11 protein-coding genes are annotated in these 12,302 nt (G+C 68.8%); 2 read left to right on the forward strand and 9 right to left on the reverse strand.

The window, feature by feature from the left end; translation table 11 throughout:
- Window positions 1-29: 29 nt before the first annotated feature.
- From CJ010_RS24910 to atzF, 8 genes are all read right to left on the reverse strand, one after another.
- Entirely contained in the window at window positions 30-896 is an 867-nt protein-coding gene (locus CJ010_RS24910) for an outer envelope protein (protein WP_141020485.1), read from the reverse strand.
- A gap of 67 nt (window positions 897-963) precedes the next feature.
- Complete coding sequence (hpxZ, locus tag CJ010_RS25315) at window positions 964-2,040, reverse strand: oxalurate catabolism protein HpxZ (protein WP_141020486.1); 1,077 nt, start codon at window positions 2,038-2,040, stop codon at window positions 964-966.
- An 8-nt stretch (window positions 2,041-2,048) separates the two neighbouring features.
- Window positions 2,049-3,626 carry an ABC transporter ATP-binding protein gene (locus tag CJ010_RS24920; RefSeq protein ID WP_141020487.1) on the reverse strand — a complete coding sequence of 526 codons (1,578 nt, stop codon included), beginning with the start codon at window positions 3,624-3,626 and terminating at the stop codon, window positions 2,049-2,051.
- Window positions 3,627-3,630: 4 nt separating this feature from the next.
- On the reverse strand, window positions 3,631-4,314 hold the full coding sequence (locus CJ010_RS24925; protein ID WP_141020488.1) for a cysteine hydrolase family protein: 684 nt from the start codon (window positions 4,312-4,314) through the stop codon (window positions 3,631-3,633).
- Between the two features lie 18 nt (window positions 4,315-4,332).
- The gene (locus CJ010_RS24930; protein ID WP_205754854.1) at window positions 4,333-5,268 is read right to left on the reverse strand and encodes an ABC transporter permease; all 936 of its coding nucleotides are present in this window, start codon (window positions 5,266-5,268) and stop codon (window positions 4,333-4,335) included.
- The gene (locus CJ010_RS24935) at window positions 5,261-6,295 is read right to left on the reverse strand and encodes an ABC transporter permease (RefSeq protein WP_141020489.1); all 1,035 of its coding nucleotides are present in this window, start codon (window positions 6,293-6,295) and stop codon (window positions 5,261-5,263) included. The genes CJ010_RS24930 and CJ010_RS24935 overlap by 8 nt, the downstream gene beginning before the upstream one ends.
- Window positions 6,296-6,310: 15 nt before the next feature.
- Entirely contained in the window at window positions 6,311-7,441 is a 1,131-nt protein-coding gene (locus CJ010_RS24940) for a BMP family ABC transporter substrate-binding protein (protein ID WP_141020490.1), read from the reverse strand.
- 60 nt (window positions 7,442-7,501) lie between these two features.
- Complete coding sequence (gene atzF / locus CJ010_RS24945; protein ID WP_205754855.1) at window positions 7,502-9,304, reverse strand: allophanate hydrolase; 1,803 nt, start codon at window positions 9,302-9,304, stop codon at window positions 7,502-7,504.
- A gap of 367 nt (window positions 9,305-9,671) precedes the next feature.
- Between atzF and CJ010_RS24950 the strand changes: the two genes are divergently transcribed.
- On the forward strand, window positions 9,672-10,799 hold the full coding sequence (locus tag CJ010_RS24950) for a homoserine O-acetyltransferase (RefSeq protein ID WP_141020492.1): 1,128 nt from the start codon (window positions 9,672-9,674) through the stop codon (window positions 10,797-10,799).
- 1 nt (window position 10,800) lies between these two features.
- On the forward strand, window positions 10,801-11,388 hold the full coding sequence (metW, locus tag CJ010_RS24955) for a methionine biosynthesis protein MetW (protein WP_141020493.1): 588 nt from the start codon (window positions 10,801-10,803) through the stop codon (window positions 11,386-11,388).
- Between the two features lie 27 nt (window positions 11,389-11,415).
- On the opposite strand, the gene CJ010_RS24960 is transcribed toward metW, so the two are convergent.
- Window positions 11,416-12,222 carry a peptidoglycan-binding protein gene (locus CJ010_RS24960; RefSeq protein ID WP_141020494.1) on the reverse strand — a complete coding sequence of 269 codons (807 nt, stop codon included), beginning with the start codon at window positions 12,220-12,222 and terminating at the stop codon, window positions 11,416-11,418.
- Window positions 12,223-12,302: the final 80 nt, after the last annotated feature.

A 12,302-nucleotide genomic window follows, 5' to 3' on the forward strand; every position in this document is an offset into this window, starting at 1 on the left:
CGGTGGCCCGCGCCGCCGGCAACGCCGCATCAGAAGTGGTATTCCGCGCGGATCATCGGCGTCTTGGCAAAAGCGCCGTCACCGGCCGGACCGGTGTGGTCGTTGCCGAACTTGTTGCGCCAGTACTGGTATTCCAGGCCGACCTTGAAGGTGTTCTTGGGACCGCCGACGGCATGGCTGAGGTCGTACATGACCTGCATGTCGATGTTGGTCTCGGGCTTGGTGTTGCCGCCGAACTCGTCCTTGCCCTTGTAGGCGATGAAGTTGGCGAAGCCCTCGAAGGACAGCGGCACCGGACCGATGCTGAACGGAATGCCCCAGGCCAGGTTGAGCATGGGATGCGGGTCGTAGTGGTAACGGTCGGGATGGCCCTTGGGCGCATTGCTTTCCCACAGCATCAGCAGGCTGACGTTGAGGAAGCCGGGCACGTCCAGCATGAAGGTCGGGCCGAACACCCACATCCGCTTTTTCGACTCGTAGCCGTCGCCCGACTTGGTATTGAAGTCGAAACCCAGCGTGACGCCGGTGCCGCGCACCGGGCCGTAGGCGAACGCGCTGCTGCCGGTGATCTTGCCCAGGTCCAGGGTGTGGCGGTAGAGCACATAGACTTCCTGTGCGCTCTCGTCGCGGTTGGGCACGCCGTTGGTAGTCGGGGAATCCTTGCTGTCGGAGAACAGGAAATCCACGTTGAGGAAGTTGGTGCCGTACTTGTAGCCGCTGGCATGGGTGAAGTTGAGGATGTGCTTGCTGATGTCCTCGTCGTTGTACGGCTCGGCGAAGGTTTCGCCGTAGCGCCAGCCGATCGAGGTGTCGCTCCACTCCGCCGCCGCTGCCGGCGTGGCGATGGCGGCGATGGCGGCGCACAGCGCGGCGTGCTTCAAGGCCTTCCCTTTCATGTTGCTTCCCCTTTCTCGTTGCAAAAACCTTTGGTGGCGACGCGCGAACGGGTCGCCGCGGGCCCGTTCAGCCCAGCATGCTCACATGCGCCGACACCACCCGCCAGCCTCGGGCGAAGCGCACCCAGGTCTGGCTCTGGCGGCCGACCGGATCGCCGTCGCGCAGGAACTCGACGTCGGCGGTGGCGAAATCCTCGCCATAGGTGGTGATGACCCGCTTGCGCAGGCTGCGCGGCATGTTGGCCGGCGGTACGAAGGCGGCACGATACGCGCGGATGGCGTCGGCGCCGTAGAGGTTTTCGCCGATGCCGTAGCGCACCGTGAGCGGGCTGTTCCAGAACAGCTCGTCGAGCACGGCGACGTCGTTGCGGATCAGCGCCGCCTCGTAGCGCTCGAACACCGCGGTCAGTTCGGCGACCACGTGCGGCAGGTTGATCGCGGCGCCGCCGGCAGTGGTCCCGACGGTGACCTTGTTGCCGCCTCCCGCCAGCGCTGCCTGCAACACGGCCAGGGGCGCCGTCCAGCCGACGATGGCGCCCTGGGCACGGATCATCGCGAGCGTGGCGGCCTTGAATTCGGGGAAGTAGCTTTCGGTCGCGTCCTCCACCAGCAGGCAATCGTAGCCGCGGTCGTTGGCCTCGCGCATCGTGGTCTGCACGCAGACCTCGGTAGTGACGCCGGCGAAGATCAGGTGGGTGATGCCCCTCAGGCGCAGGATCTCGCCCAGCCCGGTGGCGTAGAACGCGCCCTTGCCCGGCTTGTCGATGACGATCTCGCCGGGACGCGGCGCCACCGCCGCCAGGATGTCGTTGCCCGCCTCGCCGGCGACGAGAATGCGCCCCATCGGCCCGCAATCGCCGATGCGCAGGCTGGCCGTGCCGCGCGCGCGCTTGGCCGGCGGGCAGTCGGACAGATCGGGCCGGTGCGCCTCGCGGGTGTGGATCACGGCGATGCTGCGGGCGCGGCACAGGTCGAGCAGCGCCGCCACCGTCGGCACGATGGCGGCCAGGCGCGAGACGTCGTTGCCCAGGCTTTCGCCGAAGCCGCCGGGCTCGATGAAGTCGCGCTGCATGTCGATGACGACGAGTGCGGTGGTAGCGGGATCGAAGACGAAATCGCCGGGTTGGGCGGGTACGCGGATCATGGATGTCCTCAATGGTCGAAGCCGGCCATGTGCTGGCCGATGAGGCCAAGATCGGCCTCGCCGGCAGCGGCCTCATAGGCGATGCGGCCGCCCGACATCACCAGGATGCGGTCAGCCAGTTCGAGCAGTTCGTCGAGGTCCTCGCTCACCAGCAGGATGGCGGCGCCCTCGTCGCGCGCCTGCGCCAGACGCTGGTGGATGGCCTCCGTGGCGAGGAAGTCGAGACCGAACACCGGGTTGGCCACCAGCAGCAGGCGCACCGGCTGCGACAACTCGCGCGCCAGCACCGCGCGCTGCACGTTGCCGCCGGACAAGTTTTCGATGGCGGCAGCCGGCGTCGGCGGTCGCACGCCGAAGGCTTCGATCAGCCTGCGCGCCCGCTGGTCGAGCACCCCCTTCTTCAGGAAACGCAACGACAGCCAGCCGCCGGCATACGGTGCGAGGTCGAAGTCGCGCAGCGCCATGTTCTCGGCCACGCTCATCGCCGGCACGCAGGCATTGCGCAGCGGTTCCTCGGGCAGGCTGTAGACGCCGTGGCGGCGCATCTCGGGCCGCGTCGCGCGGTAGTCCTCGCCGCCTACGCGAATGCGGCCGGCGCGGGGGCGGCGCTGGCCGAGCAGCACTTCCATCATCTCCTTCTGGCCATTGCCGGCCACCCCGGCGATACCGACGATCTCGCCCGCCCGCACCGACAGGTCCAGGCCCTGCACCGCAGGCGTGCCGCGGTCGTTGTCGGCGCACAGGCCTTCGATGCGCAGGCGCTCCTCCCCCGGCGCATGGACCTGGCCGGCGCTGCGCCGCGGCCTCACCGTCACCGACACGCTGCTGCCGACCATCATCTCCGCCATCTCGGCAGTGCCGAGTTCGCCCACCTTGCCGCTGCCGGCAAGCTTGCCGCGGCGCAGGATGGTGACCGCGTCGCCGTAGGCGGCGACCTCGCGGAACTTGTGGGTGATCATCATCACCGTCAGCCGGCCTTCGCGCGTCATGCCGTGCAGCATGCCGAGCACCTCGTCGGCCTCGCCCGGCGTCAGTACCGAGGTGGGCTCGTCGAGGATGAGCAGGCGCTGGCCGAGATAGAGCTGCTTGAGGATCTCCAGCTTCTGCTTTTCGCCGGCGGCAAGGTCGGCGACCCGCGCATCGAGATCGAGGCGGAAGGGCGTGCCGTCGAGGAAGGCCGCCAGCGCCGCGCGCTCCTTGCGCCAGTCGATGCGCAGCGGCAGATCGCCGCGCGCCAGCAGCAGGTTCTCGGCCACGCTCATGCCGGGCGCCAGCGTGAAATGCTGGTACACCATGCCGATGCGCAGGCGCTGGGCATCGCGCGGGCTGCGGATGGCCTGCTCGCGGCCGTCCACCAGGAAGCTGCCCTCTTCCGGCGGGTGGTAGCCCACCAGGCACTTCACCAGGGTGCTCTTGCCGGCGCCGTTCTCGCCGAGCAGGCAGTGGAAGCTGCCCGCCTCCACCTTCATCGACACGGTATCGAGCGCGGTGAGTTCGCCGAAGCGCTTGGTCACGCGGTAGGCCTCGACCGCCGCCCCGCGCTCCAGGGCGACCGTCTGCAGGGCCGGCGGTTCGAGCAGGTTCATGGCCTCAGTCCAGCGCGGCCAGCAGGGTGGACGAATCGGCTACCGCGCCGAACACGCCGCCCTGCATCTTGATCATCTTGATCGCGGCGAGATGGTTGCCGTGATCGGTAGCGCCGCAGCAGTCTTCCAGCAGCAGGCATTCGAAGCCCATGTCGTTGGCGTCGCGCATGGTGGTGTGCACGCAGACGTCGGTGGTGATGCCGGTCAGCACGATGTTGCGGATGCCGCGGGTGCGCAGGACCAGTTCCAGGTCGGTGGCGTAGAAGGAGCCCTTGCCCGGTTTGTCGATGACGACCTCGCCCGCCAGCGGCGCCAGCTCGGGGATGATTTCCCAGCCCGGCTCGCCGCGCACCAGGATGCGGCCGCAGGGGCCGGGGTCGCCGATGCCGGCGCCGATGCGCTGCGAGCGCCAGCGCTTGTTGGCTGGCAGGTCGGCGAGATCGGGGCGGTGACCCTCGCGGGTGTGGATGATGAAGAAACCCTTGCGCCGCATCGTCGCCAGCACCCGGCCGATGGGCTCGATCGGCGCACGGGTGAGCGACAGGTCGTAGCCCATCTTGTCCACATAGCCGCCGACGCCGCAGAAGTCGGTCTGCATGTCGATGATGACGAGCGCGGTGTTGGCCGGCGTGAGGTCGCCGTTCCAGGGCCAGGGATAGGGATCGGCGTCGAGGTGAAAGGCGGTCATGTTCTGCGCTCCGGCGGGTCAGCGTTGGGTCAGGGACAATTCGCCGGGCGCGCCGGCCAGACTGCGGCCAGGCGCCCAGCTCGCCGCCATCAGCGCCAGGGTCAGCACGTAGGGGGCGGCGTTGAAGAGGTAGTAGCCGGCGGTCACGCCCTGCGACTGCAGGGCCGGGCCGAGCGCGCCGGCGGCGCCGAACAGCAGCGCGGCGAGCGCGCAGCGCAGCGGATCCCAGCGCGCGAAGATCACCAGCGCCACGGCCATCAGGCCCTGGCCGCTGGACAGGCCCTCGTTCCAGCTGCCGGGGTAGTGCAGCGACAGGAAGGCGCCGCCGATGCCGGCCAGAAAACCGCCGATGGCCGTCGCGCCCACGCGCATCGGCACCACCGCGTAACCGAGCGCCCGCGCCGCCGCGGCGTTGTCGCCCACCAGGCGCAGCGCCAGCCCCCAGCGGCTGTTGGAAAAGCCCCAGCGCAAGGCCAGCGCCAGCGCCAGGCCGAGCGGCAGCAGCACGTTGATGCGCAGCGCCGACTGCACCTGGGCGTTGTCGCTCCAGGCACCCAGCTCCAGCGCCGGCAGCATCGGAGCCTGCGGCTGGATCAGCGGCTTGCCGAGGAAGAAGGCCAGCCCGGTGCCGAACAGCATCAGCGCAATGCCGACGGCGATGTCGTTCACCTTGCGCAGCGAACACAGCAGGCCGTGCAGCAGGCCCATCAACAGGCCGGACAGGCCGGCCGCCAGCACGCCCAGCCAGGGCGAACCGCTCAGCAGCGAGGCGCCGTAGCCGCACATCGCGCCCAGCACCAGGATCCCTTCCAGGCCGAGGTTGATGCGCCCCGATTTCTCGGTGATGCATTCGCCCAGGCTGACGAAGAGGAAGGGCGTGCTGACCCGCAGCGCGCCACCCAGCAAGGCCAGCAGCAGGCTGCCCAGCGCAAGACCGTCACCGGCTTCAGACACGGCGGCCTCCTTTGCGATTGAGGGTTTCGAAGGCCAGCAGCGCGACGAAGAGCGCGCCCTGCAGCACCAGGGTGGCGGCGTCGGGCAGGTCGATGCGGCGCTGCAGCAGGCTGCCGGAAGCGCCGATGCCGCCCACCAGCAGCGCACAGGCGACGATGCCCAGCGGGTTGTGGCGGGCGGCGAAGGACACCAGGATGCCGGCGTAGCCGTAGCCGGCCAGCACCGCCGCATTGGCGCTGCCATGCACCGCCGCCACCTCCAGCATGCCGGCCAGCCCGGCCGCGCCGCCGCCAAGCAGGCAGGCGGCGAGGATCAGCCGGCCGACCGGCAGGCCGGCCATGGCCGCCGCGCGCGGGTTGCCGCCGACCACGCCGACGGCGAAGCCGAACACCGTGCGCCGGGTGAGACACCAGGCCAGCACGCAGCAGAGCACCCCCCAGGCCAGACCCCAATGCACATCCAGGCCGGGCAGCGCGCCCAGCATCAGGCTGTCGGCCAGCGGCAGGGTGGAAGGTTTGTTGAGGCTGGCCGGATCGCGCAGCGCGCCTTCGACCAGGAAATTGAAGACGGCGATGGCGATGTAGGCCAGCAGCAGGCTGGAGATCGTCTCGTTGATGCCGCGCGCGTGACGCAGCCAGGCCGACAGCGCGATCCAGCCGCCGCCGACGGCGCAGGCCGCCAGCGCCATCGCCAGCTGCACCGCCGGCGCCGGCAGGCCGGACAGGGCCGGCGGCACCACCGCCGCGGCCAGCGCGCCGACCGCGAAGGCGCCCTCGCCGCCGATGATCACCAGCCCGGCCCGCGCCGGCAGCGCCACGCACAGCGCGGTGAGCATCAGCGGCGCTGCGCGCGACAGCGTGTTCTGCCAGGCGAAGACGGAACCGTAGGCGCCCTCCACCACCAGGCCGAGCGCCGCCAGCGCCGGATAGCCCTGCAACGCGAGGAAAAGCGCGAACATCGCCGCGGCGAAAGCGATCGCCGCGGTGACCGGGGCCACCGGCATGAAGAAGGCGCGAACGGCATGCATGGTCGTATCCGGCGCTCAGACCTGGCCGATCACGCCGTCGACCAGGTAGTTCATGCTCTCCAGCAACGGATCCTGCTGACCCAGCGCCTTGCCCGCGGCCAGCACCGTCTTGCCGGAGTTGTCGAGCAGCGGGCCCTTGAAGATCACGAAGTCGCCCTTGAGCATCGCCGCCTTGACGCCATCCGCCTGCGCCCGCGCTGCCGCCGGCACCGCCGGACCGAAGGGCGACAGCTTGACGAAGCCGTCCTTGAGGCCGCCGCGCAGGAAATTCACCATGGGTTTGCCCTCGACCGCAGCCTTGACCAGCTGGGTGTAGGGTGTCTGCCAGTCCCACTCTGCACCGGTCAGGTAGCCCCTGGGCGCCAGCGCGGCCTGGCTGGCGTGGTAGCCGCAGCTGAACGCGCCACGCCGTTCGGCGGTCTCGACGATCACCTTGGGGCTGTCCACATGACAGCTGAGCACGTCGACACCCTGGTCGATCAGGCTGTTCGCGGCTTCCGCCTCCTTCACCGGCAGCGACCAGTCGCCGGTGAACACCACCCGCAAGGTGGCCGTCGGATTGACGGAGCGCGCCCCCAGCAGGAAGGCGTTGATATTGCGCAGCACCTGCGGAATGGGCTTGGCGGCGATGAAGCCGAGCTTGCCGGTCTTGCTCGCCGAAGCGGCGGCGATACCGTCAAGGTACTGGCATTCGTCGATGTAACCGAAGAAGCTGCCGACGTTGGCCGGGTGCTTGCCGGCGGTCCACAACCCGCCGCAGTGGGCGAAGCGCACCTTGGGGTATTTCTCCGCCATCTTCAACACGTGCGGATCGAAGTAGCCGAAGGAAGTTGCGAAGATCAGCGTGGCGCCATCCTGCACGATCATCGCCTCCATCGTCTTCTGCACCGCGACCGTCTCCGGCACCTTTTCTTCCTCTATCACCTTCACGCCGGGCAGCTTCTTGATGACCGCCGCAGCCTGGGCCTGCGCCTGGTTGTAGCCGAAGTCGTCGCGCGGGCCGACGTAGATCACGCCGACCACAAGCTTGTCGGCCGCCTGCGCGCTGCCGATGCCGAAGGGCAGACTGTGGGCGATCCCGGCTGCGGCACCGGCGCCGAGCACGCGGAGGACATCGCGACGGGTGGTCTGTCTGGACTGGCTCATTTCCTTGCTCCCTCTCTGTTTGGTGAGAAATCGGTGGGGACTGCGTCCGCCGCCGGCTGATCAGGCCAGCGCCTGTGTCCGCAGGTAGTTGCGCCAGCCACCGCTGGCGCTGATGTCCTGCGCACTGCTCGCCGCGAGGCCTTCGCAGATGAAACCCTTGAGCTCGCGCCCGCCCTCCAGCACCACGGTGCCGATGGCCAATGGCGCCGGGATCAGCGCAACGAAACTGCCGAAGTGACGGGCAGGCAATTCCCATACCTCTACTTCGATGGCCGCGCCGCCCGACGCCACGCGGACGAGGCCGGGCTTGGGCGGCGTCGTGCCCGGCAGCGCGAACAAGCGGTATTCCGGCGCCGTGCGGGTGGTTTCCAGCAGGCGGGCATTACGTTCGACGAGCTGCCAGTTGAGCGGCAATCCGCTCAGGTGGGCGCCGACGACCACCAGCCGCACGGTCGGTTCGCTGCCGGGCAGCGGCGGCAAGGGCGTCGTGCGGCGGGGCGGTTCGAGCGTGCCGGTGCCGAGCCGGGTGTGCAGCAGGGGCTCCCACCGGCGCGCCAGCTCGGCCAGGCGGTGGTCGGCGCCGCTCGGGCCGATCAGGGTCACCCCGGCCGGCAGGCCGTCGCCGCGGAACGGCCCGGGCACGGCCAGCGCGCACAGACGCAGCAGATTGACGAAGTTGGTGTAGCGACCGAGATGGGTGTTGCACTCGATCGGGCTGCGCGCGATCTGCTCGCGGGTGTAGAAGGCCGGCATGGTCGGTACCAGCAGCAGGTCGATCTTGTCGAACTGTGCCTGACACTGCGCCTGCAGTTCGGCCAGGCGGTACTGGCCGCGGAAGGCATCGGCGGCCGAGAAGCAGTCGGCGCGGCCGATGATCGCGGCTACATGGCGATCCATGCTGGCGCGATGTTCGTCGAGGAAGCTGCCGAGCGCCACCCGCCGTTCGGCCACCCACGGCCCCTCGTAAAGCAGGGCCGAGACCTCGTGGAAGGGCGTCATGTCTATCATCTCGACGCGTATTCCGGCGCGTTCGCCGAGGCGCGAAAGCGCGAGCGAGAACGCTTGCCAGGCCGCCGCATCGAGCTCCTTCTTCAGCTCGATCGGCACGCCCACCACCAGCGGCTGGTGGTCGGGGCCGAGCGGCAGCACCGGCTGCGCACCGTAGGCAAAGCGGCCCAGCACCCGCCAGGCGTCGGCCACGGTGTGGGCGAACACCGACACGCAATCGAGCGAACGGCACGCCGGAAACACACCCTCGTTGCTCACCAGGCCGGGCGTGGGCTTGAGTCCGACCAGATTGCAGCAGCCGGCCGGGATGCGGCCGGAGCCGGCGGTGTCGGTGCCGAGCGCAAAGGCGACCAGGCCGCGCGCGGTGACCGCGGCCGAACCGGAGCTGGAACCGCCCGAGATGTAGCGCGCGTCGAAGGGATTGCTGACCTCGCCATAGGGCGAGCGGGTACCGACCAGACCGGTGGCGAACTGGTCGAGGTTGGTCTTGCCCACCATCAGCGCGCCGGCCGCCTCCAGGCTTTCTACCGCCGCCGCCGAACGGCGCGGCATGTAGCTGAAGGCGGGGCAGGCCGCGGTCGTCGGCAGACCGGCGACGTCGATGTTGTCCTTGACCGCGAAGGGCACGCCGAGCAGGGGGAAGCGTTCCAGCGCACGATCCGGTCCGTCGCGCAGTGCTGCCGCCAGCTCGGCCGCGCGGGCCCGCAGGCGCTCGGCCGGTGCAGTGCAGATCCACATTGCCGGATCGACCGCGGCAGCGATGCGCGCCAATACTGCCTCGACCACCTGCTCCGGTCGCTGCACACCGCTGCGATAGGCCTCCAGCAAACCCTCGACGGTGAGTACTTGCGGCATGGCTGGCATCGTCGCCCTCTTCTTGGATTCAAGATGGAATACAAGAAGCAATATCCAAGCCACGGCACTTCCTGAGCCCGTTCCCCTTGATTGGCGCGCATTTGTTGCATATCGGAAGACAGGCGGCGGCGTGGCCATGCACCACCGCGGGGAAAATCCGCGCCCCCCGCCCCGGAACAGGGCGCGCCGGACGGGGCTGCAGCGCCGCGCCGCACGTTTGACTTTTGCCCGGCGCAGCGCTACTTTTCGGCCACCTAGCGCCGATTTGAACCACAGCTTGCGGGCGCTCAATAAATCCGGCTAAAGCGAGGGCGACCCAGTCCGCGTTTTCCAGCCGGCTGGGTTTTTTGTTTTTCACGCAAAGATCATGACCGAACCCCAATCCGTCGGGATCGTGACGCCACAGACGGCGCACTTCGCCGAGCCGCTGGCGCTGCGCAGCGGCGGCACGCTCGCCGACTACGACCTGGTCTATGAAACCTATGGCGAACTCAACGCCGCGCGCAGCAACGCGGTGCTGGTCTGCCACGCCCTGTCCGGCTCGCACCACGTCGCCGGCGTGTATGCGGACGACACGCGCAACGTCGGCTGGTGGGACAACCTGATTGGCCCCGGCAAGCCGCTCGACACGCGCAAGTTCTTCGTCATCGGGGTGAACAACCTCGGCGGCTGCTACGGCAGCACCGGGCCAGGTTCGATCAATCCTGCCACCGGCAAGCCCTGGGGCGCCGACTTCCCCTTCGTCACGGTGGAAGACTGGGTGGATGCGCAGGCGCGGCTGGCCGACCGCCTCGGCATCGCCCGCTTCGCCGCCATTGTCGGCGGCAGCCTGGGCGGCATGCAGGCGCTGTCGTGGGCACTGCAGTATCCGGAGCGCGTCGGCCACGCCGCGGTGATCGCCTCGGCGCCCAAGCTCACCGCGCAGAACATCGCCTTCAACGAGGTCGCCCGCCAGGCCATCCTCACCGATCCCGAATTCCACGGCGGCCACTACTACGAGCACGGCGTGGTGCCGGCCCGCGGCCTGAAACTGGCACGCATGATTGGCCACATCACCTACCTGTCCGACGATTCGATGGGCGAGAAATTCGGCCGCAGCCTGCGCCACGGCAAGGCGGTATACAGCTACGACGTCGAATTCGAGATCGAGTCCTACCTGCGCTACCAGGGCGACAAGTTCGCCGGCTACTTCGACGCCAACACCTACCTGCTGACGACCAAGACGCTGGACTACTTCGACCCGGCCTTCGAACATGGCGGCAACCTCAACGCCGCCCTCGCCCGCGCCAGCGCCGACTTCCTGGTGGTGTCCTTCACCACCGACTGGCGCTTCTCGCCGGCGCGCTCGCACGAGATCGTTTACGCCCTGCTGCACAACCGCCGCAACGTCAGCTACGCGGAGATCGACTGCCCGGCCGGGCACGACTCCTTCCTGCTCGACGACCCGCAATACCACGCGCTGCTCAGCGCCTGGTTCGACCGCATCGAGGTGTGAGATGGCGGCCTATCGCTACGACTACGACGTGATTGCGCAGTGGATCGCCCCCGGCGAGAAGGTGCTGGACCTCGGCTGCGGCGACGGCAGCCTGCTCAAGCACCTGATCGCGGTACGTCAGGTGCAGGGCTACGGCGTCGAGAACGATCCCGACAAGCTGATCGCCTGCGTGAAGAACGGGGTGAACGCGATCCAGGTCGATATGGAAAACGGCTTGTCCGGCTTCGAGGACGGCTTCTTCGACCACGTCATCATGAGCCTGTCGCTGCAGGCGATGCACAACACCCAGGGCATCCTCGCCGAGATGCTGCGCGTCGGCCGCGAAGCGGTGGTGAGCTTTCCCAACTTCGGCTACTGGCGCCACCGCCAAAGCATCCTCAACGGCCGCATGCCGGTGTCGGAAAGCCTGCCGCACCAGTGGTTCAACACTCCCAACGTGCGCTTCTTCACCATCGCCGACTTCGACGCGCTGTGCGAGCTGAACGGCATCGCGGTGCGCGAGCGGCTGGCCTTCGACGAGGGCAAGATCGTGGTGGAAGAGCCCAACTTCCTCGCCAGCGTGGCGGTATACCGGCTGGGCCGCGACTGATCGTCGGGCCGCGGCCAGACCGCGCCTTCAGCCTGCCGGGATCAGCCGCTGGCCGCGGCGGAAGGCATCGGTGAAGCGGTCCAGGCCGTGGCTGCCGCCGTTGACCAGCCGGCGCGCGTGGCGCAGGTCGTCGGCCAGCAGGGCCTGCTTGATAGCGATCTCCTTGTCCTTCAGGAAGGCCGCCAGCAACCGGCCGGCGATCGCCGCGTCGGAGGCGAGTTCCGGCTCGTCGATCAGGCGCTTGCCCAGGCCGAGCAGCTCGCCGTAGCGCTGGTAGTTGAAGCGGCCGGTGAGCTGGACGTAGCCACGGCCGCGGAAACGCTCGCCGTCCGGCGTGCCCTGGTTACCGAGGTCGCGCCGGTTGTCGTAGAGATCGAAGGGATGGCCGCGCGGCGAGGTATTGAAGCGCGAGCGGCCCTCGGCCACCGGCTCGAAGCTCTCGGTCTCGGCCCGTATCGTCGCCAGCGCCATCAGCACCATGGGCTGGTCGGTCAGGCCGCGCTCGCTGAGCGCGGCGCACACCGGCGGCAGGTTCTCGCGGATGTTGCCGATGGGGGTGGCCGGGAACATGCCCGACACCGCCTGCACTCTCACCCCGGGCATCACGTCGGGCCAAACGTCTTCCTTCTTCTCCAGCCCGAGCGCGGTCAGCGAGCGCGGACCGGCGATGCCGTCGGCCAGCAAGCCTTCGCTGAGCTGGAAGGCCATCAAGGCGGCCTCGGTGCCGCCGCCGAAATCGCCGTCCATCTTGCCGGGATCGAAGCCCTTCTCCTTCAAGGTCTTCTGCAGGCGCTTGACCGCCGCGCCGCTCATGCCGCGTTTCAGCACCGTCATGATCGTCTCCCCCGCTGGTTATGCCGTCTGCGCCGAAGCCGGCGGCTCAACCCACTATAGGCGACGGCACCGGATTTATC

Origin of the sequence: Azoarcus sp. DD4 (assembly GCF_006496635.1) — a bacterium.
In the GTDB taxonomy this organism is placed as follows: domain Bacteria; phylum Pseudomonadota; class Gammaproteobacteria; order Burkholderiales; family Rhodocyclaceae; genus Azoarcus.

Coding starts and splice junctions, on each gene's coding strand:
- CJ010_RS24960 (WP_141020494.1), bottom strand. CDS start 12,222: ATGACGGTGCTGAAACGCGGCATGAGCGGCGCGGCGGTCAAGCGCCTG.
- CJ010_RS24910 (WP_141020485.1), bottom strand. CDS start 896: ATGAAAGGGAAGGCCTTGAAGCACGCCGCGCTGTGCGCCGCCATCGCC.
- CJ010_RS24920 (WP_141020487.1), bottom strand. CDS start 3,626: ATGAACCTGCTCGAACCGCCGGCCCTGCAGACGGTCGCCCTGGAGCGC.
- CJ010_RS24950 (WP_141020492.1), top strand. CDS start 9,672: ATGACCGAACCCCAATCCGTCGGGATCGTGACGCCACAGACGGCGCAC.
- CJ010_RS24925 (WP_141020488.1), bottom strand. CDS start 4,314: ATGACCGCCTTTCACCTCGACGCCGATCCCTATCCCTGGCCCTGGAAC.
- metW (WP_141020493.1), top strand. CDS start 10,801: ATGGCGGCCTATCGCTACGACTACGACGTGATTGCGCAGTGGATCGCC.
- hpxZ (WP_141020486.1), bottom strand. CDS start 2,040: ATGATCCGCGTACCCGCCCAACCCGGCGATTTCGTCTTCGATCCCGCT.
- CJ010_RS24940 (WP_141020490.1), bottom strand. CDS start 7,441: ATGAGCCAGTCCAGACAGACCACCCGTCGCGATGTCCTCCGCGTGCTC.
- atzF (WP_205754855.1), bottom strand. CDS start 9,304: ATGCCGCAAGTACTCACCGTCGAGGGTTTGCTGGAGGCCTATCGCAGC.
- CJ010_RS24935 (WP_141020489.1), bottom strand. CDS start 6,295: ATGCATGCCGTTCGCGCCTTCTTCATGCCGGTGGCCCCGGTCACCGCG.